This is a genomic window from Colwellia sp. PAMC 21821, assembly GCF_002077175.1.
GTDB lineage: Bacteria > Pseudomonadota > Gammaproteobacteria > Enterobacterales > Alteromonadaceae > Cognaticolwellia.
This window is the reverse complement of the sequence record NZ_CP014943.1, coordinates 983,757-1,008,933: the sequence shown is the minus strand read 5'-3', so window position 1 is coordinate 1,008,933 and position 25,177 is coordinate 983,757. Positions and strand designations below refer to the sequence as shown.

Genomic DNA, 25,177 nt, shown 5'->3' with positions numbered 1-25,177 from the left:
TTTTAGTATAACCAAGCTTTTACTTATATGGATAATGCTTTATCGCTGTGGCATGATGTTAGTCAATAATATCATGCTACCAATAGTGAACAGCAATGCATTTAACCCATTTACAAAAGCTAGAAGCCGAATCTATTCACATTATTCGAGAAGTTGCCGCAGAATTTGATAATCCTGTGATGCTTTACTCGGTTGGGAAAGACTCTGCCGTTCTTCTTCATCTTGCCCGAAAAGCCTTTGCACCTGGAAAAATACCTTTTCCTCTATTACATGTTGATACCAATTGGAAATTCAAAGAAATGATTGAATTTCGTGATCAAATGGCGAAGGAATATGGTTTTGACCTACTGGTACATAAGAACCCAGAAGGCATAGCCATGAATATTAGTCCTTTTGAACACGGTAGTGCTAAGCATACTGATGTGATGAAAACCCAAGGATTAAAGCAAGCCCTTGATCAATATGGTTTTGACGCTGCATTTGGTGGCGCACGCCGTGACGAAGAAAAGTCTCGAGCAAAAGAGCGTGTGTATTCATTTCGTGATAAAAATCATCGTTGGGACCCTAAAAGCCAACGTCCTGAATTATGGAATATTTATAACGGCAAAGTTAATAAAGGCGAAAGTATTCGCGTATTTCCATTGTCGAACTGGACCGAGCTTGATATTTGGCAATATATCTATTTAGAAGGCATTAAAATTGTGCCGCTTTATTTAGCTGAAAAACGCCCAGTAGTTGAGCGCGATGGCACGTTAATTATGGTTGATGACGAACGTATGCCTATTGGTAAAGATGAAGTGGTACAAATGAAAAGTGTGCGCTTTAGAACTTTAGGTTGTTATCCGTTAACCGGTGCAGTTGAGTCAACAGCAACAACGTTACCTGAAATTATTCAAGAAATGCTATTAACAAAAACTTCTGAACGCCAAGGCCGTGTTATTGACCACGACTCGTCTGGCTCGATGGAGAAGAAAAAAATGGAAGGTTATTTTTAAAGCTTGGCTTTGAAAATTTTTTCATCTTATTACAGTTTATTGAACTGTATTAGCATTTTATTTAATTCGACAATTTGTCGAGTAGAAATTTCCAAGGAAAAAACATGAGTCAGACAGAAGACTTACTTGAAACAGATATTGAAGCTTATTTGAAGCAGCATGAAAACAAAGAAATGGTGCGCTTTTTTACTTGTGGTAGCGTTGATGATGGCAAAAGTACCTTAATTGGCCGGTTATTACACGATTCTAAAATGATCTTTGAAGATCAATTAGCGGCGATTAAAAACGACAGTAAAAAGTCGGGCACTACCGGTGAAGCAATTGATTTAGCTTTGCTAGTTGATGGGTTGCAATCTGAACGCGAGCAGGGCATTACAATTGATGTTGCTTATCGTTATTTTGCTACAGATAAACGCAAGTTTATTATTGCTGATACTCCTGGCCATGAGCAATACACACGTAATATGGCGACAGGTGCTTCTACTTGTGACTTAGCTATTATTTTGATTGATGCTCGCCACGGTGTGCAAGTGCAAACGCGTCGTCATTCATTTATCTGTTCTTTGTTAGGCATTAAGCATGTGTTAGTTGCTGTTAACAAAATGGACTTAGTTGATTATAGTCAAGACCGTTATCAAGAGATTAAAAAAGATTATCGTAATTTTGTTGATGACTTAGCATTTGAAGATGTGCGCTTTGTACCAATTTCGGCGCTAAATGGCGACAACGTTGTTGAAGAAAGTAGCAAAATGTCTTGGTACCCAGGTGCCACATTAATGAAGTTACTAAATACGATTAAGGTTGATGATAAAAAAGACTTCACGCAATTTAGATTTCAAGTTCAATATGTTAACCGCCCAAACTTAGACTTTAGAGGCTTTGCTGGAACGGTTGGCTCAGGACATATTCGCGTAGGTGATGAAATTGTTGCTTTGCCATCAGGTAAAGAGAGCAAGATAAAATCTATTGTTACTTTTGAAGGTGACATTGAACGCGCAGACCACGGTATGGCTGTAACTTTAACGCTTGAAGATGAAATTGATATCAGTCGCGGCGAAATGATTGTTAAAAAAGGTCATATCCCTTCTTCAGCCAAAGAGTTAAGTGCCACTATTGTTTGGATGCACGAAGACGAGCTAGAACCAGGCCGTGAGTATTATATTAAGCATGGTAGTAAGCTTACGACCGGACATGCGATTAAAATTGATCACCGTATTGATGTGAATACGTTAGAGAAATTTGATGTTGATCAATTAGCGCTTAATGAAATTGGTGTTGCACAATTTGAAGTTTCTGAAGCGTTACATTTTGATGCTTATGGTGATAATAAGGCTACAGGTGCTTTTATTATTATCGATCGATTGAGTAATGTTACCGTGGGCGCTGGTATGATTAATGGCGCGCTTGAAGCTCAGGAAGAGCATCAGTACTCAGCCTTTGAAAAAGAACTGAATACTTTAGTACGTAAGCACTTCCCACATTGGGGCGCGCGCGATTTATTGAAGTAAATTTGGTTAGATGGACTAAAGTCCAACCTACATGGAGCCTTTGGGTAATAATGTAGGTTGGGCAATTGTACTGTGATTTTTTGTAGGTCGGACTTCAGTCCGTCAATCGTTAAGCAAACCATTAATGTGATAGGCGATAAAAAATTCAGCTTATATTGTTTTGTCGAAGGGTATTTATTCTACAAAGGGTTAAATTTCATTTAACTTGATGGACTAAAGTCCAACCTACATGGAGCCTTTGGGCGATAATGTAGTGTAGGGCAATTGTGCTGTGATTTTTTGTAGGTCGGACTTCAGTCCGTCAATCGTTAAGCAAGCCATTAATGTGATAGGCGATAAAAAATTTCAGGCTATATTGTTTTGTCGAAGGGTATTTATTCTACAAAGGGTTAAATTTCATTTAACTTGATGGACTAAAGTCCAACCTACATGGAGCCTTTGGGTAATAATGTAGTGTTGGGCAATTGTACTGTGATTTTTTGTAGGTCGGACTTCAGTCCGTCAATCGTTAAGCAAGGCATTAATGTGATAGGCGATAAAAAATTCAGCTTATATTGTTTTGTCGAAGGGTATTTATTCTACAAAGCGTTAAATTTCATTTAACTTGATGGACTAAAGTCCAACCTACATGGAGCCTTTGGGTAATAATGTAGCGTTGGGCAATTGTACTGTGATTTTTTGTAGGTCGGACTTCAGTCCGTCAATCGTTAAGCAAGCCGTTAATGTGATAGGCGATAAAAAATTCAGCTTATATTGTTTTGTCGAAGGGTATTTATTCTACAAAGGGTTAAATTTCATTTTACTTGATGGACTAAAGTCCAACCTACATGGAGCCTTTGGGTAATAATGAAGTGTTGGGCAATTGTACTGTGATTTTTTGTAGGTCGGACTTCAGTCCGTCAATCTTTAAGCAAGCCATTAATGTGATAGGCGATAAAAAATTCAGCTTATATTGTTTTGTCGAAAGGTATTTATTCTACAAAGGGTTAAATTTCATTTAACTTGATGGACTAAAGTCCAACCTACATGGAGCCTTTGGGCGATAATGTAGTGTAGGGCAATTGTGCTGTGATTTTTTGTAGGTCGGACTTCAGTCCGTCAATCGTTAAGCAAGCCATTAATGTGATAGGCGATAAAAAATTTCAGGCTATATTGTTTTGTCGAAGGGTATTTATTCTACAGAGGGTTAAATTACATTTAACTTGATGGACTAAAGTCCAACCTACATGGAGCCTGATGGTGATAGTGTAGTGGGTGGTGATTTTAAACGTTGTTATTGATACTGTTCATTTTTTTATTCCGTTATTTTTTTTATCAGAGCAGTAGCTAGGGTTAGGTTTACATTATGTTGTTAACGCAGTGGCTACTGGTCGCAATATTTGCATTAACGCTGATCGGGCTGGTTTGTTTTCCTAATAAGCCCGAGCGCGTTTTTGGTAGTACAACGTTACTGTGCTTAGCGGCGTCTTTTGTTAGCACCGATGACATTCTCAGTAATGCCGTTAATCCGGGCTTAGTCACGTTATTATTATTGGTGTTATGTTCTTTTGCTTATGAACGCACCAGTATTATCAGGCGCATTTCGGCTTTAATGCTGAATGGGAAATCTGCTACGGCAAGTTTCAGAACACTTGTTTTTACGGCCTTAAGTTCAGCATTAATCAGTAATACCGCCGTGGTTGCTACGCTAATTTCGGTAGTGAAAAAAAATACTGTGGTTAATCCCGGTAAATTATTATTACCGCTGTCATTTGCCGCTATTCTTGGTGGCACTTTAACCTTAATTGGTACTTCTACTAACTTAATTGTAAATTCTTTATGGCTTGAACAAGGCCAAGAAAGCTTAGGTTTTTTTGACTTTACGTTAGTCGGAGGTTCGGCATTAATTGCTTGTTTGCTGATTATATTACTACGCCAAAATACCTTAGCTGATATGCCAAACGAGAAGTTAGAGGTTAAGGAATACCTTGTTGAAGCGCAAGTAAAACAAAACTCTAAACTTGTGGGTAAAAGCATTGAAGATAATGGTTTAAGAAATTTAGATACACTGTTTTTAGTTGAACTAGTACGTGACGGACGGCTTATTTCACCAGTTACGCCTGATGAAGTGATACAGCCGCAGGACCGACTGATATTTAGTGGTGATATCAGTAAAGTACTTGTATTGCAGCAATTTGACGGCTTGACGCTATTCGCAGAAGAAGATGGTTTGTTGCGTGAAAACTTAACGGAAGTCTTAATTAAGCATGATTCTGCTATTGTTGGTGAAACGTTAAAGTCGGCTGGTTTTCGAGCTAGGTTTGATGCAGCTGTGGTTGCTATTAGACGAGAGGGGACTTCGCTTTCAGGAAAACTGGGTGATATTACCGTACAAGCGGGTGATTTCTTAGTCTTAGCGGTTGGTTCTGATTTTTGTGCTCGTACTAATTTAACGAAAAACTTTTTTATACTTTCTGGTCATAAACCTGACAATATGCTGTCAGGTTGGCGCGATTCGTTAGCTATTTTCGGTTTTGTAATTGCCATTGCACTGACTATGGTTACCAGCATAAGTTTATTATCGAGCTTAATGTTTTATCTAGCGTTGTTAATTTTATCGGGTTGTTTAACGGTTAATGAAATTAAACGCCGTTTCCCGATTGAAATATGGCTGATTGTGCTGGGTGCGTTGACGTTAGCGCAAGCATTTGAACATAGTGGTGTTGCGGCTGTTTTTGCCAATGAAATTGAACAATTATTGGCAGGACAAAGTGCGATTATTGCTTTAGTGGTGATATTTTTCATCACCCTAGTATTAACTGAAGTTATTACAAACAGCGCTGCTGCTGCCTTGGTATTTCCTGTCGCTTATAATATTGCCATTGGCTTAGGTGTTAACCCCTTGCCGTTAGTGATGGCGGTTGCCTTTGGCGCGAGTGGCAGTTTTATTAGCCCTTATGGTTATCAAACTAATATTATGGTGTTTAATGCCGGTAATTATAAAGTGGCCGACTTTATTAAATTTGGTTGGCCGATAACACTGACTTATAGTTTTGTGGTGTTAATGTTATTACCGAATGTTTTTCCGTTTTAAGAAAAACATAGTTTAAAGCGAAAAACATAGTTTTAAGCTTTAAGTTGTCAGCTTTAAGCTGTCAGCTGTCAGTAACTGAAATGTTAGTTTTAGAGAAGCTTTAAGCTGTCAGCTATCAGTTAAAAGAAAAAGATTAGTTGGGCGTTTGCTGACAGCTGTTTTTTAGGTTTTACTGACAGCTTTGAACTGAAAGCTGACAGCTGTTTTTTTAGATTTTACTGACAGCTTTAAACTGAAAGCTGACAGCTGTTTTTTAGATTTTTCTGACAGCTTAAAACTGAAGGCTTACAGCTCTGTTTTAAGTTAGTTTTGATTCAATTTTAGGAATAATATGAAAACTGAAAATACTGTTTGGCACACTCAGCAAGTGAGCAAAACACAACGTGCTGAATTGAAACAGCAAAAAGCTTGTTTATTATGGTACACCGGCTTAAGTGGTTCGGGTAAATCAACTATCGCTAATGCTGTAGATGCTTTATTATTTCAACGTAAGTGCCATAGTTATTTACTCGATGGCGATAATGTTCGTCATGGTTTGAATGGCGATTTAGGCTTTAGCGATGAAGACAGAGTTGAAAACATTCGCCGTATTAGCGAAGTAGCCCAGCTGTTTGTTGATGCGGGGTTAATTGTCTCGACGGCGTTTATTTCTCCTTTTGCTGCCGATCGCGCAATGGCGGCGAATAAGCTTGAGTCTGGTGAGTTTATTGAAGTATTTATTGATACGCCAATTGCCATTTGCGAACAACGTGATCCTAAAGGGCTGTATAAAAAAGCCCGCGCCGGTGAAATTAAAGATTTTACCGGTATAGATTCAACTTATGAGGCACCTGAAGCCCCTGCAATTCACATTGATACTAGCAATAAAAGTATTGAAGCATGTGCTCAGCAAGTGGTTGATTATCTTATTGCGCAGGGTTTTATAGCTGACTAAATATCAATAAAGATTGGGATTTATTGTAGGTCGGGCTTTAGTGAGACACTGCTAGGCAGACACAAAACCTGATGGACTAAAGTCCAACCTACAAATAGCCTACAATTAAGCTTATGTATAGTATGGTAAATAATTTTTTAAAGAGATATTAATATGCATTATGATGTTTTTAATGGTGATGCGGATGGCATTATCGCGTTATTACAATTACGTTTAGCTGAGCCTAGGGTTTCGAAGTTGATCACTGGCGTTAAGCGTGATATTCAATTATTGCAGCAAGTGCCTGCTGGCCTTGCAACGTCTGTGACTGTGCTTGATATTTCGATGGAAAAAAACATTTCTGCATTAGCTGGTTTGCTGGCTAACAATGTTGAGGTGTTTTATGTCGACCATCATCGTACAGGCTTAGTACCAAACTCTCCGTATTTACATGAAATTATTGATACTGACGCTAATACTTGTACCAGTTTATTGGTTAATAAATATTTAGCGGGGCAATATGCTTTGTGGGCTATTGTGGCTGCGTTTGGCGATAATATGTTAATAGCGGCTGAGCAGTTAGCTCAGCAAGCCGGTTTGTCAGAAAAAGAACAAGCACAGCTGAAAGCGTTAGGTATTTATATTAATTATAATGGCTACGGGCGAACTGTTGATGATTTGCATATCGCGCCTGATGTTTTATTTACTACCTTACTGAGTTATCCAGATCCCTTTACTTTGGTTAATGAAGCCAACTCAATATTTTCCATTCTTGAACAGGCTTATTTAAGTGATATGGCACAAGCTAAACAAGCGAGCGTATTACATGACGATGCCGCTTTGCAGGTTATTGAACTTGAAGATGCCGCATGGTCGCGCCGAGTTAGCGGTGTGTATGGTAATGAATTGGCTAATCAAAACCCTGATAAAGCGCATGCTGTTATCACTTTAAATTTAGACGGTAGTTACACGGTTAGCTTACGTGCTCCGATAAATAATAAAGTAGGTGCCGGCGAGCTATGTGCGCAATTTGACACCGGTGGCGGTAGAGCCGCAGCGGCCGGCATCAACCAATTACCGAAAGAAAAACTTGGTAACTTCATTGCGTTAGTGTCAAAATATTATCAATAGATTATGTTGGCTTTTTTAAGCGTTAACTGAGTAAATCATTATAAGGATTTAAAATGAGTTTGTTGATCACAGGTGGTACAGGTTTTATTGGTAGCCACACAGTTGTTGAATTACTTGCACTGGATAAAGATATTGTTATTGTTGATAACTTATCAAATTCTTCAACATTAGTACTTGATCGTATTAAACAAATTACGGGGAAGTCGGTAACATTTATTCAAGCTGATATTTGTGATCGCCAAGCTCTAACGAAAGTATTTGAGCAGTATGACATTGACGCTGTTGTTCATTTTGCTGGTTTAAAAGCGGTTGGTGAGTCTAGTGAAATTCCGTTAAATTATTATCATAATAATGTTTCTGGTTCGGTAACCTTGTTGCAGGTAATGGCTGAGCAGAACGTTAAAAATTTAGTGTTTAGTTCATCTGCCACAGTATATGGTGAGAACAATCCTTCGCCACTTGATGAAACTATGCCAACATCGGCGACCAATCCTTATGGTCAAACCAAATTGATGATAGAAAATATTTTGTTTGATTTGGCGCGCAGTGATGAGCAATGGTCTATTGCTTGTTTACGCTATTTTAATCCGATTGGCGCACATGAGTCTGGCCTTATTGGTGAAAATCCTAACGGAATTCCGAATAATTTACTGCCTTACGTTTCACAGGTCGCTGTTGGCCGATTAGCGCAGTTACAAATTTTTGGTGATGACTATCAAACAGTTGATGGCACAGGCGTTAGAGATTACATTCATGTGGTTGATTTAGCCCAAGGCCATGTTAAAGCGTTAGAAAAATTAAGCGAAATTAAAGGCTGTGTTCCTATTAATTTAGGTACGGGTAATGGTACGTCGGTTTTAGAGATTGTTAATACCTTTAAAGAGATATCAGGGCAAGATATACCTTACAACATTGCACCACGACGCGCTGGAGATATTGCTACGGTATATGCTGACGCGAGTGTTGCGAATACTTTGCTTGGTTGGCATGCTAAACGTGATTTAGCCACTATGATTGCAGATACATGGCGCTGGCAGTCACAAAACCCTAATGGTTTTGAATAGTTAGCGCTTGGTATTGTAGGTCGGTATTTATGCCGTCATGTGTGGTGTTTATATATTCATAGAGCGATGGGCTGAAGCCCAACCTACAAAAAATCTGGCAGTGACAAACCTGAATAGGTAGCGTTTGTTATTGTAGGTCGGCATTTATGCCGTCATGTCTGGTGCTTATATATCCATAGAGCGATGGGCTGAAGCCCAACCTACAAAGAGCTGAAAAAACTAAAAAACCTAATATTTTCATATTAGGTTTTTTTAGTTTTGTCTTTTGAGCAGTAGTTATTTAATGGCTAATAATTAGCAATGGTTTGCTCGTCGGCCCAGGCTATTGCTTCGTTATAGCATTTAACCACTGCGGCTTTGTCTAATCCTTGCTTTTGCATTATTGCGGTGGTTTCTGACCATTCGGCTCGTTCTATAAGCTCTAGCAATTTAATTAAGTCAGCTGTATCGCCTTCACGTGTTAATAACGTGTCTTTAATTTCTTGAGCTAGCGGAAGTTTGGTAAGAATGCTTTCTAAATCTTCATCAACAATTGCATCAATTAACGAGAGAAGTCCTGTTAGAAAGGCAATGGCGTTATCAATGGGTTGTTTAACTTCACTAGCCATTAAATCACAAAATTTTGCACGTGCCATAGCAGAGTTAATGAGTTCAGATGGCTTTTCAGGGTTAATATTTGCAGCAAACATTAATCCAAGAAAGCGTTTTAGCTCTGATGAACCTAAGGTAACAAGTGCTTGTTTAATTGTGGATATTTCACTTCTACGTTTAAAAATAGCCGAGTTTGCGTAACGTAATAATTTATAGGATAAAGTTACATCACGCTCAAACACTGATGTGATACTGGCTAAGTCTAACTCTGTTTTTGATGTTTCATAGAGTAATTCAGCCATGGCTATTTGTGATGGTGATAAATTTTTGGTTTTAACCATTTCTGGTTTAGCAAAAAAGAAGCCTTGAAATAACACAAACCCTAATTCTACAGCTTGGTTATATTCTTCATAGGTTTCGACTTTTTCCGCGAGTAATTTTATGTGCGGAAAAGCTTCAATGGCGGCTTTAACTTCTTTTATAGTGTCTACTGTGGTGTCTTGCCAGTCTATTTTAATAATATGTATAAACGGGTAGAAGTGCTGCCATACCGTCTGATGAATATAATCATCTAAAGCGATGGTGTAGCCTTTTTCATGCAAGTCTTTACATATGGACAATAATTTTTTGCCTGGTTTTACCGTTTCTAAAATTTCGACTACTAATTCTTCTGTAGTTAAGGTTTCTGGATAACCTTTAATCAGAGTTTCTAAGGTGAAATTAATAAAAGCAGGTTTGTTACCGGTAAATTCACTGATGCCGAGATTAAAATTGCTGGCCTCGATCATTTTTGTAGTTGCTTCGTCACCATCAATGTCAGGGAAGACATTAATTATGCTATCGCGAAACAATAGCTCGTAGGCAAATAGATTTTTATCTATATCCAGAATGGGCTGCCTAGCTGCGTAAAAGTACATACAAATCCCTAATTAATCCAACGTTATAACAGATAACTTTATTATTATTGCTTGGTATTATTGTTTGGCAAAATTAATTTGCACATTAGCTCTCTTATTTATAACACAAATATTTGTGAATACTCACGAAAAAACATGGAAACTGCTATTAACTAAGCATATTATTGTTGCTCACGTTCAAATGTCTAGTAAATAGCTAATTTTTTGAACAGTTTTAAATACCATATTGATTATACTCGTTAAGTTTCAAAATAGATCAGTTCAATTGGTATAATGTTTTTCGGAGGTTAAATGGCTGTAGGAACAATGATTTCATTGGCACTATATTTTGCTGTAATGTTAGGAATAGGTTTATATGCTTTTAAAAAGTCTACCAGCGACGTTTCTGGTTTTATGTTGGGAGGGCGTAGTTTAGGCCCTGGGGTAACAGCACTTTCTGCGGGTGCTTCTGACATGAGTGGTTGGATGCTGATGGGCGTTCCCGGGCTTATGTACACAGTAGGCTTAAGTAGTGTGTGGATTTCTTTTGGCTTGATGCTAGGTGCATACTTAAATTATTTGATTGTAGCGCCAAGATTAAGAACCTACACAGAACTGGCAAATGACTCGATAACCCTGCCAGATTTTTTTGAAAACCGTTTTGCTGATAGTTCTCGTGCATTACGTATCACTTCTTCGATAGTTATTATTTTATTCTTCACCCTTTACACATCTTCAGGGATTGTTGCCGGCGGCAAGCTATTCGAAAGTTCATTCGGGTTAAGTTATGAAATAGGCCTTTATGTTACTGCTGGCGTTGTTGTGCTTTATACGCTGTTTGGTGGCTTCTTAGCCGTGAGTATGACTGACTTTGTTCAAGGCTGTATCATGTTTGTTGCCTTGGTGTTGGTGCCATTTGTTGCAGTATCAGATGTTGGTGGCACGGAAGCTATGCTTACCACCATTGAGCAGATAAACCCTGAATTTTTAAACTTTTTTAGTGGCGTTAGTATTGTCGCTATAATATCTGCCATGGCTTGGGGATTAGGCTATTTTGGTCAACCACATATTATTGTGCGTTTTATGGCTATACGTTCAGTAGACGATTTACCTGCTGCAAGACGAATAGGTATGAGTTGGATGATTGTATCGTTATTTGGTGCTATGGCGACCGGTTTTGCGGGCGTAGCTTACGTGGCTAAAACAGGTTTAGTGGTTAATGATGCTGAAACGATATTTATTCTACTTGGGCAAGTGTTGTTCCATCCGCTTATTGCTGGCTTTTTACTTGCTGCGATTTTAGCGGCAATTATGAGTACTATTTCTTCGCAACTGTTGGTGACTTCAAGCTCATTAACCGGTGACTTTTATCAAGCATTTTTAAATAAAGATGCCAGTGAGAAGCAATTAGTATTTGTTGGTCGATTGTCAGTAGCCTTAGTGGCAATGGTGGCAATTTTCCTTGCCTATGATCGAGAAAGTTCGATATTAACGTTAGTAAGTAATGCTTGGGCCGGTTTTGGTGCCGCATTTGGCCCGTTAGTTATTATGAGTTTGTATTGGAAGAAAATGAACCGACATGGAGCGCTAGCAGGTATGTTAACTGGAGCGATTACTGTATTGATTTGGATTTACGCGCCAATCACTATTAATGGTCAATCTTTAAGTTCGGTTATGTATGAAATCGTACCTGGCTTTATTATGGCGAGTATTGCTATTGTATTAGTCAGTCGAATGACGACAAAAGAACAACCAGAAATAGAAGCGATATTTGATCAGGTTGCTGCTAAGCACTAACTCAGATATGAGCTGAACGCTGTCAGTTTTAAGCTTTCAGTTTTTATTAAAAAGCCATGACATTGTCATGGCTTTTTTGATTGTTCTGAATGTGCGGTTTATAAAGGCTATAAACCGTAATACAGTTAAGTTAGATAACTAAATTGACCAGGTAATATTTTTATTAACGCGTTCTTGCCATTGTTGAATGGGCTCTTGCTTATCACCAACCACTATAATGTTTGATTGGTTAAAGTTTAATGACTTACCTTGTAATTTATCATTCGCAAAATTAGCTATAAATTTAATGTCTTCGTCTTCGGGTAAAATAAAGATATTAACTGGGCTTGATTTACCTTGAAAGACTAAGTGCAAGCTTTTACTGCCGTCAAAGCGACAATAATCAGCAAAAATCAGCGTGCCGAAGGTACTATCAAAACTGCCTTTAAATGTCGCCATTTTCTCGTTTAACGAAGCTAACGTTACGTTTGGCTGGTCATTATTAGAAAAGTGCATTGCTTCATGATTAACATGTGCAATAGCATAGTCACCTAAATTTTTATATGTACTAGAAAACATATAAAAATTAACGGTTAAACCCATCACAAATGCAACCGATGCCGCCATGGCTAAACGAACGCGTGTTTTACGTTTTTGTTGCTGATGGCTGGCTAATGTTTGGCGTAAAATTAACTTGTTAACTAAATCGTCAGGCACTGGAATATTCATTGCTTGTGCGATTTTATTATCTAAATTGTCAATTTCTTGTACAAACTTTTGTTTTGCCGGATCATTTTTTATGCTGGCATTAATTGCCTCATCTCGACTTTTTGGATCGGCTAATATGCTTCGTCTAAATTGCAAATCATCCATTGTGTAGACCTCTTAATTTTGGCTCGTCGTCTACGGCCTCTTTCAATTGATTGCGAGCACGAAATAATCGTGTCATAACGGTATTTTTATTCAGCGACAACATGGTGGCAATTTCTTCACCAGTAAAACCACCTATGACCTGAAGCACTAATGGTTCGCGGTACTCTTCAGGCATTTGAGCTATTTTTTCACGCAGCCAATGGTTTTCAATTTCCTGTTCACTACTGGTTGCTTTTGCATCGGTAATGGTTGCTTCTTCATATTCACTCATTTCAAAACGCTTGCGCTCAAAACGACGGGCGTTTTCTCTGCGCAGAATAGTAATTAGCCATGACTTTGCCGCCTTTTCGTCTTTCAACGAGTCAAGCGCGCGCCATGCACGTAAAAATGTTTCTTGCACTAGGTCTTCAGCAATATGCTTATCGTTGCATAGCCAATAGCCATACCGATATAAATCTGCATGTAATGCTTTAACGAGTGCTTCGTATCTAACTTGTTTTGTCGCCATGTTGTAAGAGACCTGAGGCTTTGTCATTTTATTTCACACGAATGCATTTATTTAGATAGTTACATTATAACGTGAAAAAATATTGACGGTTAGCGGTAATACTAAGCGGTTAAATAGCGGTAACGAAGCGAGGGATTAATGACTTCGAATAGTAGGGGAAATATAAAAAAGGCGCTAATACCAATCTCATCTATTATCTGATCATTTATACGGGTTAAAACGACCCACTACGGCGTTATTTATTTAATCATTATCGCTACATATATGCAGCTTATTAGACAATGCAGGCGCCTATTGTCCTGAACAACTGGTTATTAAAATAAATGCCGTGTATTTGGTCATTTTCACAAAGTATAAAATAGATCACCTAATTCATGAAATTGGTATAATTTCGATAGCTCCTTTTCCGATAAAAAATTAATGTTTTTTAAGGGTTAATGTTAATTTTTTTGTCTGCTGATTTACTATGATTTTTTTTATGTAACATTTGTATGGCCGCGAGCAGGTTGTTGCCTGACCAGTCGCTAGGGCTTTTTCCATAATAACTTTGTTGTAACTCAATAATAGCGTTAGTCAGTGCTTGATCGTTGAAGTAACTATGTAATGAGTCAAGAGTTGTTAGTGACTCGCTTTCGCTACTGCTTGATGCTTGTGATTGTGCCCATGGCAGTAAGCAGGTTAAGGCTAATTCGCCATTATTTTTCTTACATGCCGCCATTATAGCAAGCTGTGCATTATTAACCTTACTACTGGTTTCACCATTTATTCGCTTAGGTTTAGTAGTGCGCTTAGCCGATAAATACCACGCGACTAATGTTAATAGCCATAAAGCTAGAAATAGCCATTGTAGGAAGTTGTTCGGCTGAATTATCACCGTTTCTACAATCGGCGATGGCGTTGTATTTTCAAGGGCAACGCTTGGTGGTGCTGTGACGATTTGCGTTATATCAGCGTTTGGTAATACCGTGATTGTTTGAGCGGGTATTTTTGCTACTTCTGCTTTATTTGTCACGGTATTCCACCAAGGTACCGTAATTTCAGGTAATTGATATTCACCTGCTTGACTGGCAACAATGGCAAAGTTGATCACTTTCTGACTGACTAAACGTTCATTGTTAAGGCCGGTGTGAAGCGTAGCTTGATCAGGATAAACTTTTAATCCTTGAGGTACATCCATCGTAATTTCGGGTAATTGCTCTTCTGAAAGACCCGCTGCCGTGAGGGTGATGGTGCGAGTGATAGGTTCACCGACTTTAAATTGGCTTGGCTCAGGTTGCCATTCTTGATGTAAAGCTAACAGCTCACTGGGTAACCATGCACCATTAACTTGAGCAGGAATAGCTTTAATCGTTAACTTAATGTCGTCGCCGACCACGCTAACCGGTTTTGTATCCGCGAAGCTTAAAAAGTTAGAACGCCTGGCTGAAGGCATCATTATTTCGCCAGAAAAAATCGGCGAATTTAATGTGACTTCACCACTTTCTTGCGGACTAATGGCATATACGCGTTCGATAATACGATAACGTTTACCGTTAATGATATTTTCTGACTCTTTATCTTTGCCAACTTGTAAAATGTTTGCGCCCGCTAAAGTCGGTTCAGTTAAACTGCCGCGTTTTAATTCTGCCGCGAAGTGCAGCTTTACCGTTAGGGTAATTTGCTGTTGCACGTATATATCGGTGGCAGATACTTGAGTGGTGATAAATAAATCTTGCTGGCTTGACGCTGCTGATTTGTTGGCCGCTAATACGTTAAGTTTGATAACTTGTGTTTTTACGCCTTCAATATCAAATACTGGAATAATAAGCTCACCCGACTGACGCGGTATTAATACGGTATTCCAAGTGGTGGTTCGCGTGGTGTTAAAGTTCACCATGCTAGTTTGTGAGTTAACGGAGGTTCTGCCAACAATAAAGTCGGTTAATAATGCTGATGTGTCTAAGGCGTTTCTGTCTATGTCATCATCGGCGGTAACGGTTAATATTAACGATTCATTGACCATTACCGGGTTTTTATCTACCGAGGCACTGACTTGTGTTAACGCGTGGCTATGAAATGATAATAAAATAGCCAACAAAGAAATTATAACTCTTACCACTTTTTCTTAACTCCTACATTTCGGCGATCTTGATTTCGTTTTTGATACTCTAACTGCATTTTATTTCTCAGTAGCATATAGGGATCATCTGTTACTTTATTGAGTAATTGTTGATGTTTTTGTTCGGTTTCTTTGGCTAACTGCTCAGCTATTTGTTTTGCTTCTACGCTTTGTGCATCATTTGACTCTTCAGTGTCTTTGGCTTGCTGAGCTTCTTTAGCTTGTTGCTCATCTGTCTGTTCTTGTGGCTCACTGTCAGCTTGTTGCTGGTCTTTTTGCGCTTGTTGATCTTCAGAATCTTGTTGCTCAGATGACTCACCTTGTTCGGATTGGTCTTTTGGTTCTGAGTTTTGTTGACCATTTTGATCACTTTGCTGCTGCTCGCCTTTTTTATCTTCACCGTCTTGGCTTTGGCTGTTTTGACTTTCGCCATCTTGATTTTGTTGCTCTTGATCTTTGTCTTGCTCTTGTTGATCGTCACCAGATTGTTGGTCTTGGTTTTCTTGCTGCTGCTTTAACTGTTCAAGAATGGCTTTATTATTTTTTGCATCGGCTAAATTGGCATCAAGCTGTAAAGCTTTATCGTAGGCTGCTATCGCTTCGTCAATTTTCTGCAGTTTAGCCAAGGCATTACCTTGATTATATAGTGCGTCAGCGGTGTTCTCTTGTTGAAACGCGGCTAGGGCTTGTTCGTAATCACCGGCTTTATAGTGTGCACTTCCTTGCCATAGTGGGTTTTTAAATTCTGCTGCAGCTTGTTGGTATTGCTCACTTTTAAAATGAGCTTGGCCTTGTTGATCTTTAGTTTTCCAAAGATCTTGCCACATATCTGCATGCGCGTTTTTATTTGGCATTAATAATAGAGCAAACGGAAGCGTTACCAATAGTGCGCCACGTCTGAAGTAACTTAACAACAGTGGTAAAACTAAGAGCAACAAATAAGGGCCAAATTCTTGCCATTGATCGCCGGTGTTTTCACTTTCTTTGGTGTTGTCGGTGTCTGTGACCATTGGCTTGTAGATCAGTCGTTCAATATCTTTATTGTCATGAGTTAGCGTGGTGTAATTTCCTCTACCGCGTTGCGCGAGGCCTCGTAATGCTTGCACGGGCAGTTTGGGCACAATAATTGCGCCGTTGTCGTCTTTCATTAACTCGCCGTTACTGAGTTTAATAGGCGCGCCTGTTTTTGTGCCAACGCCAAGAATATTAAGGCGATAAGGGTGATCACGCGACCATTGGGTTATATCTTGAATATCTATGTTATCAATGCCGTCGGTAAACCAATATATATCCCCGCTGTTATGGCCAGCGTTGACTAACATTTCATTGGCTAAAGCAAGTGCGGCGAAAGGGTTACTACCCAGCACAGGCATTAGCTCTGGGCTTAATGACGGTAGTAATAATTTTATATTATTGCTGTCGCCGGTAAGTGGGCTAATGTTAAAAGCATCGCCCGCATAAGCGATAAGACCGATTTCACCTTCTTTAATATTATCGAGTAAATCTATAGCTTTATAGCGCGCACGCGTCAGACGATTAGGTGCAACGTCGGTTGAATACATGGAATAGGACATGTCCATAATCAAGACAGAGCCTTGTGCTACTTGATACACCGGCTGTGGCAGTTTTTGCCAGCTAGGACCTGCCATCGCTATGATTGATAGCAAACCAATAAAAAAAGGTAGAACTAATGAGCCTGATTTCGCTTTTGTGTTGCCTTGTACGAGTACTTTCGCTAAATGAGCGGGTAAAAGTTGTTGCCAGCCAGATTGTTTAACACGCAGTTTTTTTAGCATAAACAACATGAACATTAAGGCAATAATGGCGAGTAGCCAAAGCGGGCGAATAAAATGAAAGTCAGCCATGTTAATACTTCACTCCCGTTACTTCTTTTCTGCGAATGAAAAATTGACCATTGGAAACACTCTTAATTAGCAGGGTGAGTAAACTTATCAATAAAGCTAAACCTAAAGGCCAGTAGTACAAGGCGGTTAGTGGGCGCATTTGTTGCTGTTCTTGCTCTACAGGTTCTAAATTATCTAATAATTTATAAATTTTACTCATATCTTCACTGGCGCGGGCTCGAAAATAATAACCGCCGGTTTCATCAGCAAGGCGTTGTAAAGACTCTTCATCCAACTCACTTGAAGGGTTAACACGACGGGCGCCAAATAATGAATTTTGGATCATAACATCAGCACCAATACCGATAGAGTAGATAGTAATATCTTTTGCTACAGCTAATTCAAGTGCTTGATCGGGCGTAATTTTTCCTGCGGTGTTTTGGCCATCGGTCAGTAATAACAGTACGCGATTTGAATCTTTCTTTTCGTCAAAGCGTTTAACAGCCAATGCGATAGCATCACCGATAGCGGTTTGTTTACCTACTAGGCCTAATACCGTTTCGTCGAGCATTTGTTGCACGGTTTTACGATCAAAAGTCATCGGGGTTTGCATGTAGGCATCGTCACCGAATAAAATCAAACCTAGCCTGTCACCACTGCGGCGTTCGATAAATTCACCGAGCAAGACTTTTAGCATATCAAGACGATTGACACTGCGACCATTCAAGGTCATATCTTCTACTTGCATACTGCCAGATAGATCGACAGCGATCATCATTTCACGCCCTTCAGTAGGCACATTAACCGCTTCGCCTAGCCATTGTGGCTGAGTGCTGGCGAGCACAACTAACAACCAAATAAGGCTGAGGATGAGCAAAGATGTTTTTTTCTTTTCTGGGGCAAACTCTTGTGTTTGCATGCCTTTAATGATGGTGGGCATTTTAAGCGGCGCTGCTTGTACTTGTTTTTTAGCGGGTAGCCAATAAATAAGTAATGGCAGGGGGAGAGCGATTAACGCCCAGAGGAAATCAAAATGGATCACGATTTGACTCCTTCATTTTGAACAATATCTTCAACGGATTTGTTTTCAACGGATTTATCTTCAATTTTTTTACTGCTATCTAATAAAACATTAGAACTTTTAGCTGGAGAACTGGCTGACATAGATAAGTCTTTTTTGGGCGGCAGCGCATGACTAAGCCATAATGTTGCGGCAGCAGAAAAATCATCAGTACTTTGGCTAGCAGAGTCACTTTGATAGACAGACTTAAAATGCTCGGCACTAAGATCAGCAAACTTTTGTTGTTGCTTCGCAGTCAGTGTTGTAACTAAAAACGCTTTAAACGCATCGCCAGTTAAGTGAGCTACTTTCTCTCGAGGGAAATATTGTAAAGCGGCCCATTTTAGCAAAGTGACCATAGTGCTTATTTCAGTTGCCGTGGATAATTGTTTTAATGCTATTTTTTGTACTTTACGCTTAATAAAATATTGACGAAGTTTTACTACAGCATAAATAATTAACGCTAAAGTGATAATAGCTAGAAGCCACCAACCTGGGGCAATAGGATAATTATGTATATTACTAGGTAGGTGTATATCACTGAGTTGTGCTAACGGATCCATGACGCTACTCCGCGATGTAATTGGGTTTCGAGTGCTTCACTGGCACAAAAGTGCAGTAAGCGTGCGCCTGCTTTAGTGAGTTGTTGTTCCATGGTGTTGTTTAAGCTCATGGCCTGCTGGTGATATTTTTCAGCAAGTGCCTTGTCACCGAGTATAAATTGTTGTCGCTCGTCGTCATCACCATTAGTAATAGCAACGCTAATTTTCTGCACGCTATCCGGCAGTTGTTGCTCTAGTGGGTCGCTGATCAAACACACCACTAATTCACAATGGCGACTAATATTAGCTAAGTGACGAACGGCTTCTTCAGAAAGACTAAATGCATCGGTAATTAAATACACTAAACTGCCAGGTTTTGCGAGCTGACGTAAACGCGCGCAATTTTGTTCAAAGGCTACTTTAGCTTGTTCTTTATTTAAATTTTCGCTAGCAATTTGTACAGAGTCGGCATGGCTTTTAACTAGCGCATGCAAATAATGCAATACGCCTTGTTGTCGGCTACGCGGCTTTAATTCAGTATGGCTTTGTTGATTAAACACCACTCCGCCGATGCGATCGCCACGCGACTTAGCATGCCAGGCTACAAGGGAGGCCACATGTGCTGCTTGTACAGATTTAAAAAGCAAACGGCTGCCAAACAACATGCTGGTGCTTAAATCAGTGGCGATAAGTACGGGGCGTTCAACTTCTTCACGAAATAATTTTGTGTGTGTTTTGCCTGTGCGCGCTGTTACTCGCCAGTCAATAGCACGAATGTCGTCACCGTTTTGATAATGACGCACTTCATCAAACTCCATCCCTCGTCCTTTACTACGAGCGAGGTAATTGCCTGACATTTTGCCATGCGAGCTTTTCGAGGCCGCTAAATTAATCAGTGAGCTTTTCGTTTGATAACGAATCAGCTCATCTATGGTTAATTCAATACCATTACTAACCAGTTCATCAAGCAATGCTTGCGGGTTATCTTGCTCGGTCGATTTTTTTTGATTAAACCACATAAGGGTAACTTGCGCCTAGGCAACCGCCACTAAACTAAGTAAATGGTCAAGTAGTTGATTACTACTGATACCTTCTGCTTCAGCTTGATAGGTCATGATGATGCGGTGACGCAATACATTGTGAAAAACCGCTTGAACGTCTTCAGGACTGACAAAATCTCGGTTATTTAACCAAGCTCTTGCTCGTGCACATCGGTCTAAAGCAATTGTGGCACGTGGACTAGCACCGTAAGCAAGCCACTGTTTTAGCTTATCGTCATATTTTTCTGGCTGACGAGTTGCCATTATCAAGTCAACAATATAGTTTTCTACCGCGGGAGCCATGTGAATTTGCATCACTTGTTCACGTGCGGCGAAAATGTCGGCTTGCGTAATTTCTTTAACAGCCTGCTTTTCTATTTTTAATGCTTCACCACGGTTAAGTTTTAAAATTTCTAACTCGCTGGCGGCATCTGGGTAGTCAATTTCAACATGCATTAAAAAACGATCGAGCTGTGCTTCAGGTAATGGATAAGTACCTTCTTGCTCAATCGGGTTTTGTGTTGCCATGACTAAAAATAATTCAGGTAGTGGATAAGTGTTTCGGCCGACAGTAATTTGACCCTCAGCCATCGCCTCTAATAAAGCAGACTGTACTTTTGCTGGCGCACGGTTTATTTCGTCAGCTAGTACTAAGTTACGAAATAATGGCCCAGGTTGAAAAACAAAGGTACCATCTTCAGGACGATAGATATCGGTGCCGGTTAAATCTGCCGGTAATAAATCAGGCGTAAACTGCACTCGATGAAAGTCAGCTTCTAAGCCTTGCGCTAATGCATTAACAGCACGAGTTTTTGCTAAACCCGGAGGACCTTCTACAATAAGATGACCATTAGCTAAAAGTGCAATGAGTAAGTTTTCAACCAGCGCATGCTGCCCGATAATTTGTGAAGATAAATGTTCTTTTAATGAGGAAAAATGTTCAATAGCCATAGTTTATCTTTCTTATTGATTATAATAATTGAAGTCAGCAGGTCTGACCCATAGATTGATATAAGGTTCAGGTTTAAAAAAACAACCATAATGACAAAATTGTAGGGATTTTTCTTCAGCTTTTTAATACCTTGGTATTAATTTTTTAACTTTTGTTAGCTAATGATTGAATTATTTCTATTTATCGTTAGAATTATAGTAAATCCGAAGAGGTCTGACCTCTTGAGCGTTGCAACAAGATGGAATTAAAAATGACACAATCAAAATTAGTAACAGGCAGCGGAGAGCGCATAGCTATAGTCGCTGGCTTACGCACGCCTTTCGCAAAACAAGCTACCGCTTTTCATGGCATTCCTGCCGTTGATTTAGGTAAAATTGTGGTAAATGAATTACTACAAAAGCATGACGTTGACCCTAAAATTATCGATCAGTTAGTTTTTGGGCAAGTTGTGCAAATGCCAGAAGCGCCAAATATTGCCCGTGAAATTGTTTTAGGAACAGGGATGAATGTTCATACGGATGCCTACAGTGTTTCACGCGCCTGTGCGACTAGTTTTCAATCGACAGTGAATGTTGCTGAGTCAATTATGGCCGGTTTTGTTGATGTAGGTGTTGCTGGTGGTGCTGACTCATCTTCTGTTGCTCCTATCGGAGTGTCAAAAAAATTCGCGCGTACTTTATTAGATTTAAGTAAAGCCCGCTCGTTTGGTGCAAAAATGGCGTTGATACGCCAACTTAGCTTTAAAGATATATTACCTGTTCCTCCTGCCGTTGCAGAATATTCAACAGGCTTGTCAATGGGCCATACCGCTGAGCAAATGGCAAAAACTCATGGGATCACCCGTGAAGCACAAGACGCGCTTGCTCATCGCTCTCATACCTTAGCGACTAAAAGCTGGCAAGAGGGCAAGTTGGCTGGCGAAGTGATGACTGCACACAGCGAACCTTACAAGTCATATATTGAGAAAGATAATTGTATTCGTGAGAATTCAGAATTAGCTAGTTACGCGAAATTACGTCCGGTATTTGATCGTAAACACGGTACGGTAACTGCTGCGACAAGTACGCCGCTTACCGATGGCGCTTCGGCCATTTTAATGATGCGTGAAGGTCGCGCGAAAGAACTAGGCTATAAACCATTAGGTTATATTCGCAGTTACGGCTTTGCCGCCATTGACGTATGGGAAGATATGTTAATGGGACCAAGCTATGCCTCGCCAATAGCTTTAAAGCGTGCAGGCATGAATTTAGCTGATTTAGATTTAATTGAAATGCATGAAGCATTTGCAGCACAAGCACTTGCGAACGTAAAAATGTTTGCTAGTAACAAGTTTGCTCAAACGCATTTAGGTCGCGATAAAGCCATTGGTGAAATCGATATGGACAAGTTTAATGTTATGGGGGCTCGTTAGCTTATGGTCATCCGTTTGCCGCAACAGGTACGCGCTTGATTGTACAAACATTGAATGAATTAAACCGTCGTGGCGGCGGTGTTGGCTTAACCACTGCTTGTGCGGCGGGTGGTTTAGGTGCGGCTATGATTGTGGAGACAGACTAATGACTGATGTAAAAAATACAGAACAAAAAGAGAATAATAAGACCTTTAGCTTAGCGCGCCAAGAAAATGGCATAGCACATTTGATCATGGACGTTAAAGGCGAATCCATGAATACATTAAAAGCTGAGTTTGCCGATGAAATTGCTGAAATTTTAAAAGAGATACGCGAAGATAAGTCAATTATTGGCTTAGTATTAGCCAGTGGTAAAGCGGATTCTTTTGTCGCGGGTGCTGATGTACACATGTTAGCTAATTGTACCTCTGCTTCTGAAGCAACAGCTCTGTCACGCCAAGGGCAAATGATTTTTGATCAACTTGAAAACTTATCTATACCTGTGGTTGCTGCGATTCATGGTGCTTGTTTAGGTGGTGGATTAGAGCTTGCTATGGCATGTCATGCCAGAGTTTGTAGTGACAGCCCTAAAACTGCGTTAGGGTTGCCTGAAGTACAGTTAGGTCTATTGCCTGGTGGTGGTGGTACACAAAGATTACCAAAACTTGTTGGCATTCAAAAGTCATTAGATATGATGCTTACCGGTAAGCAGTTGCGTGGTATTCAAGCGTTAAAAGCGGGTTTAGTCAATGACGTAGTTCCGAACAGTGTTTTACTAAAATCTGCAGAGCAGCTGGCACTTTCAGGTAAAGCAAAGCCTAAAGCTCGTAAATTATCAATAATGGATAAGTTACTTGAAGGTAATGGTTTAGGTCGAAGTGTTTTATTTAATAAAGCGACCAAAATGGTATTAAGTCAAACCAAGGGTAATTATCCAGCACCTTTAAAAATAATTGACTGTATTCGCACTGGTGTTGAACAAGCGCCTTCGAAAGGTTATCAAGTCGAAGCGGACCATTTTGGTCAATTAGTCATGAGTGATGTTTCAGCTCAGCTTCGACAAGTATTTTTTGCTACCACTGATATGAAAAAAGAGCAGGGTGTTGAAGGTGTTGCTCCTGAAAAAATAACTAAAGCAGCAGTGCTTGGTGGTGGCTTAATGGGCGGTGGTATCGCTTTTGTAACGGCAACAAAAGCTAAATTACCCGTGCGTATAAAAGACATCTCACATCAAGGAATTAGTTATGCTTTGAAATATGGTTATGACTTGTTAAACAAAAAAGTTAAACGCCGTTTTATGCGCCATAGCGAAATGCAAAGTCAGTTAGCCTTGATAACGGGGACGACAGATTATACTGGTTTTAATAATGTAGATATTGTTGTTGAAGCCGTATTTGAAGATTTAACGTTAAAACAAAATATGGTGGCTGAGATTGAAAGCCATTGTAAAGAAAGTACTATTTTCGCAAGTAACACATCAAGTTTGCCCATCGGTAAAATAGCTGAGAAGGCTTTGCGTCCAGAAAATGTTATTGGCCTGCACTACTTTTCTCCGGTGGATAAAATGCCATTGGTAGAGATAATTCCGAATGAAAAAACCTCAGACCAAACGATTTCAACAACTGTCGCATTCGCTAAGCAGCAAGGTAAAACACCTATAGTTGTGAAAGATAAAGCGGGCTTTTATGTTAATCGTATTTTAGCGCCTTATATGAATGAGGCAGCCATACTATTACTTGAAGGTTGCTCTATTGAAGCGTTGGATAAAGCTATGGTGAAATTTGGTTTTCCGGTTGGCCCTATGCAGCTTTTAGATGAAGTGGGTATTGATGTAGGTGCTAAAATTGGTCCGATCTTGCAAGCGGATTTAGGTGATAGATTTGCACCTCCAGCGGCATTTTCTAAATTAATTGATGATGGCCGTTTAGGTAAAAAAACCAAGAAAGGCTTTTATCAATACAACACTAAGAGCAAGAAAAAAGTAGTCGATGACAGCGTATACACCTTATTAGGGCTACAGGTTAGCAATACAAAGGTTACAGATGCGCAAGCAGAACGTTGTGTTTATATGATGCTGAATGAAGCTGCTCGTTGTTTAGATGAAGGTATTATTCGTAATGCACGCGATGGTGATATTGGCGCTCTTTTTGGTATTGGCTTCCCTCCGTTTCTTGGCGGGCCATTCCAATATATGGATAAAATTGGCGCTATTACGGTAGTCAGTAAACTGACACAGTGGCAAGCCGAGTTTGGTGAGCGATTTACACCTTGTGATGCGTTAGTGAAAATGGCAGAGCAAAGTGATAGTTTTTATAAATAAAACGAGATTATTTATACATCATTAACGGTATTTATCTGCCGCGATGGTGGCAATAATTGACTAAAAAAGAGGCAATGTATTGCCTCTTTTTTTTACTGTATTTTTAGCTTTAGTATTATATTAAGGTGTAGAAGTGATGATAAAATTAGCTATAATAGTTTTGAATAATTACTCTAAACTTGCTAAAATATAGGCGTTTAGTGATTTCTGTCTTTTGTAAGTATAATGTTTTCGAAGTGAGTAGAGCATGATTTTGTTATTAAGCGCGGTATTAAGTGTTGTTTTTTCTGTGTTTTTCTATTGCCAGGCGATTAGTAGTGGCTTAGGTGTAAAACGATGGGCAACAGCAGGTTTGATGTTTGGGCCTTTTGTATGGCCAATGTTCTGTATGAAAAAACGCTTAAAGACATACCAGCGCTTTGGTTTTGATTGTTTGTTATTTTCGGCATAATACGTCAACTAATCCCTGTTTTTATACTACTAGCGCTTAATATAAAGACGCTAACTTCCTTGTAGCGAAGTGTCCAATACTCTTATAACTCTATAGCTTGCTAATATTGCTATGTGAGCTTAATTCCACCAAGTGCTTGCAGGCATTTCTTT

The 25,177-nt window shown here is 39.5% G+C and carries 18 protein-coding genes and 1 pseudogene; 10 read left to right on the top strand and 9 right to left on the bottom strand.

The window, feature by feature from the left end; translation table 11 throughout:
• Window positions 1-95: 95 nt before the first annotated feature.
• From cysD to galE, 6 genes are all read left to right on the top strand, one after another.
• The gene (gene cysD / locus A3Q33_RS04185; protein WP_081178854.1) at window positions 96-995 is read left to right on the top strand and encodes a sulfate adenylyltransferase subunit CysD; all 900 of its coding nucleotides are present in this window, start codon (window positions 96-98) and stop codon (window positions 993-995) included.
• Window positions 996-1,099: 104 nt separating this feature from the next.
• Window positions 1,100-2,503 (top strand): sulfate adenylyltransferase subunit CysN, encoded by a 1,404-nt coding sequence (cysN, locus tag A3Q33_RS04180; protein ID WP_081178853.1) that lies wholly within the window; start codon window positions 1,100-1,102, stop codon window positions 2,501-2,503.
• 1,345 nt (window positions 2,504-3,848) lie between these two features.
• On the top strand, window positions 3,849-5,576 hold the full coding sequence (locus A3Q33_RS04175; protein ID WP_081178852.1) for an SLC13 family permease: 1,728 nt from the start codon (window positions 3,849-3,851) through the stop codon (window positions 5,574-5,576).
• Window positions 5,577-5,907: 331 nt separating this feature from the next.
• A complete protein-coding gene (gene cysC / locus A3Q33_RS04170) occupies window positions 5,908-6,510 on the top strand; it encodes an adenylyl-sulfate kinase (RefSeq protein WP_081178851.1) in 603 nt (200 codons plus the stop codon).
• 153 nt (window positions 6,511-6,663) lie between these two features.
• The gene (locus A3Q33_RS04165; protein ID WP_081178850.1) at window positions 6,664-7,620 is read left to right on the top strand and encodes a DHHA1 domain-containing protein; all 957 of its coding nucleotides are present in this window, start codon (window positions 6,664-6,666) and stop codon (window positions 7,618-7,620) included.
• A 53-nt stretch (window positions 7,621-7,673) separates the two neighbouring features.
• Window positions 7,674-8,684: a UDP-glucose 4-epimerase GalE gene (gene galE / locus A3Q33_RS04160; protein ID WP_081178849.1), complete on the top strand. Its 1,011-nt coding sequence runs from the start codon at window positions 7,674-7,676 to the stop codon at window positions 8,682-8,684.
• Between the two features lie 287 nt (window positions 8,685-8,971).
• Here the strand turns inward: galE and A3Q33_RS04155 are convergent, their stop codons facing one another.
• Window positions 8,972-10,192, bottom strand: coding sequence for an EAL and HDOD domain-containing protein (locus A3Q33_RS04155; protein WP_081178848.1), 1,221 nt, complete (start codon window positions 10,190-10,192; stop codon window positions 8,972-8,974).
• 291 nt (window positions 10,193-10,483) lie between these two features.
• Here A3Q33_RS04155 and putP point away from each other — a divergent pair, with 291 nt between their 5' ends.
• Complete coding sequence (putP, locus tag A3Q33_RS04150; protein ID WP_081178847.1) at window positions 10,484-11,968, top strand: sodium/proline symporter PutP; 1,485 nt, start codon at window positions 10,484-10,486, stop codon at window positions 11,966-11,968.
• A 138-nt stretch (window positions 11,969-12,106) separates the two neighbouring features.
• On the opposite strand, the gene A3Q33_RS04145 is transcribed toward putP, so the two are convergent.
• From A3Q33_RS04145 to A3Q33_RS04110, 8 genes are all read right to left on the bottom strand, one after another.
• A complete protein-coding gene (locus tag A3Q33_RS04145) occupies window positions 12,107-12,820 on the bottom strand; it encodes a DUF3379 family protein (protein WP_081178846.1) in 714 nt (237 codons plus the stop codon).
• A complete protein-coding gene (locus A3Q33_RS04140; protein WP_502687240.1) occupies window positions 12,813-13,328 on the bottom strand; it encodes a sigma-70 family RNA polymerase sigma factor in 516 nt (171 codons plus the stop codon). The genes A3Q33_RS04145 and A3Q33_RS04140 overlap by 8 nt, the downstream gene beginning before the upstream one ends.
• 427 nt (window positions 13,329-13,755) lie before the next feature.
• Window positions 13,756-15,426: a BatD family protein gene (locus A3Q33_RS04135; RefSeq protein WP_231295774.1), complete on the bottom strand. Its 1,671-nt coding sequence runs from the start codon at window positions 15,424-15,426 to the stop codon at window positions 13,756-13,758.
• Complete coding sequence (locus A3Q33_RS04130; protein WP_081178844.1) at window positions 15,420-17,291, bottom strand: vWA domain-containing protein; 1,872 nt, start codon at window positions 17,289-17,291, stop codon at window positions 15,420-15,422. The genes A3Q33_RS04135 and A3Q33_RS04130 overlap by 7 nt, the downstream gene beginning before the upstream one ends.
• 1 nt (window position 17,292) lies before the next feature.
• Window positions 17,293-18,312 (bottom strand): vWA domain-containing protein, encoded by a 1,020-nt coding sequence (locus A3Q33_RS04125; RefSeq protein ID WP_081178843.1) that lies wholly within the window; start codon window positions 18,310-18,312, stop codon window positions 17,293-17,295.
• Complete coding sequence (locus A3Q33_RS04120; RefSeq protein ID WP_081178842.1) at window positions 18,309-18,893, bottom strand: DUF4381 domain-containing protein; 585 nt, start codon at window positions 18,891-18,893, stop codon at window positions 18,309-18,311. Before A3Q33_RS04120 ends, A3Q33_RS04125 begins: the two co-directional genes overlap by 4 nt.
• On the bottom strand, window positions 18,881-19,891 hold the full coding sequence (locus A3Q33_RS04115; protein ID WP_081178841.1) for a DUF58 domain-containing protein: 1,011 nt from the start codon (window positions 19,889-19,891) through the stop codon (window positions 18,881-18,883). The genes A3Q33_RS04120 and A3Q33_RS04115 overlap by 13 nt, the downstream gene beginning before the upstream one ends.
• A gap of 15 nt (window positions 19,892-19,906) precedes the next feature.
• Entirely contained in the window at window positions 19,907-20,863 is a 957-nt protein-coding gene (locus tag A3Q33_RS04110; RefSeq protein WP_081178840.1) for an AAA family ATPase, read from the bottom strand.
• A gap of 251 nt (window positions 20,864-21,114) precedes the next feature.
• Between A3Q33_RS04110 and fadI the strand changes: the two are divergent.
• The 3 genes and pseudogenes from fadI to A3Q33_RS04095 all read left to right on the top strand — a co-directional run bounded on the left by fadI (window position 21,115) and on the right by A3Q33_RS04095 (window position 25,025).
• Window positions 21,115-22,421: pseudogene (gene fadI, locus A3Q33_RS04105) on the top strand (acetyl-CoA C-acyltransferase FadI).
• A complete protein-coding gene (fadJ, locus tag A3Q33_RS04100; protein ID WP_081178839.1) occupies window positions 22,421-24,574 on the top strand; it encodes a fatty acid oxidation complex subunit alpha FadJ in 2,154 nt (717 codons plus the stop codon). Before fadI ends, fadJ begins: the two are co-directional and overlap by 1 nt.
• A gap of 247 nt (window positions 24,575-24,821) precedes the next feature.
• Window positions 24,822-25,025 (top strand): hypothetical protein, encoded by a 204-nt coding sequence (locus A3Q33_RS04095; protein WP_081178838.1) that lies wholly within the window; start codon window positions 24,822-24,824, stop codon window positions 25,023-25,025.
• Window positions 25,026-25,177: the final 152 nt, after the last annotated feature.

Bases quoted from the DNA above. Each gene is read 5' to 3' on its own strand.
- A3Q33_RS04155 (WP_081178848.1), bottom strand. From the start codon at position 10,192: ATGTACTTTTACGCAGCTAGGCAGCCCATTCTGGATATAGATAAAAAT.
- cysC (WP_081178851.1), top strand. From the start codon at position 5,908: ATGAAAACTGAAAATACTGTTTGGCACACTCAGCAAGTGAGCAAAACA.
- A3Q33_RS04130 (WP_081178844.1), bottom strand. From the start codon at position 17,291: ATGGCTGACTTTCATTTTATTCGCCCGCTTTGGCTACTCGCCATTATT.
- A3Q33_RS04175 (WP_081178852.1), top strand. From the start codon at position 3,849: ATGTTGTTAACGCAGTGGCTACTGGTCGCAATATTTGCATTAACGCTG.
- galE (WP_081178849.1), top strand. From the start codon at position 7,674: ATGAGTTTGTTGATCACAGGTGGTACAGGTTTTATTGGTAGCCACACA.
- A3Q33_RS04095 (WP_081178838.1), top strand. From the start codon at position 24,822: ATGATTTTGTTATTAAGCGCGGTATTAAGTGTTGTTTTTTCTGTGTTT.
- A3Q33_RS04165 (WP_081178850.1), top strand. From the start codon at position 6,664: ATGCATTATGATGTTTTTAATGGTGATGCGGATGGCATTATCGCGTTA.
- fadJ (WP_081178839.1), top strand. From the start codon at position 22,421: ATGACTGATGTAAAAAATACAGAACAAAAAGAGAATAATAAGACCTTT.
- putP (WP_081178847.1), top strand. From the start codon at position 10,484: ATGGCTGTAGGAACAATGATTTCATTGGCACTATATTTTGCTGTAATG.
- A3Q33_RS04145 (WP_081178846.1), bottom strand. From the start codon at position 12,820: ATGGATGATTTGCAATTTAGACGAAGCATATTAGCCGATCCAAAAAGT.
- A3Q33_RS04115 (WP_081178841.1), bottom strand. From the start codon at position 19,891: ATGTGGTTTAATCAAAAAAAATCGACCGAGCAAGATAACCCGCAAGCA.
- A3Q33_RS04110 (WP_081178840.1), bottom strand. From the start codon at position 20,863: ATGGCTATTGAACATTTTTCCTCATTAAAAGAACATTTATCTTCACAA.
- cysN (WP_081178853.1), top strand. From the start codon at position 1,100: ATGAGTCAGACAGAAGACTTACTTGAAACAGATATTGAAGCTTATTTG.
- A3Q33_RS04140 (WP_502687240.1), bottom strand. From the start codon at position 13,328: ATGGCGACAAAACAAGTTAGATACGAAGCACTCGTTAAAGCATTACAT.
- A3Q33_RS04120 (WP_081178842.1), bottom strand. From the start codon at position 18,893: ATGGATCCGTTAGCACAACTCAGTGATATACACCTACCTAGTAATATA.
- cysD (WP_081178854.1), top strand. From the start codon at position 96: ATGCATTTAACCCATTTACAAAAGCTAGAAGCCGAATCTATTCACATT.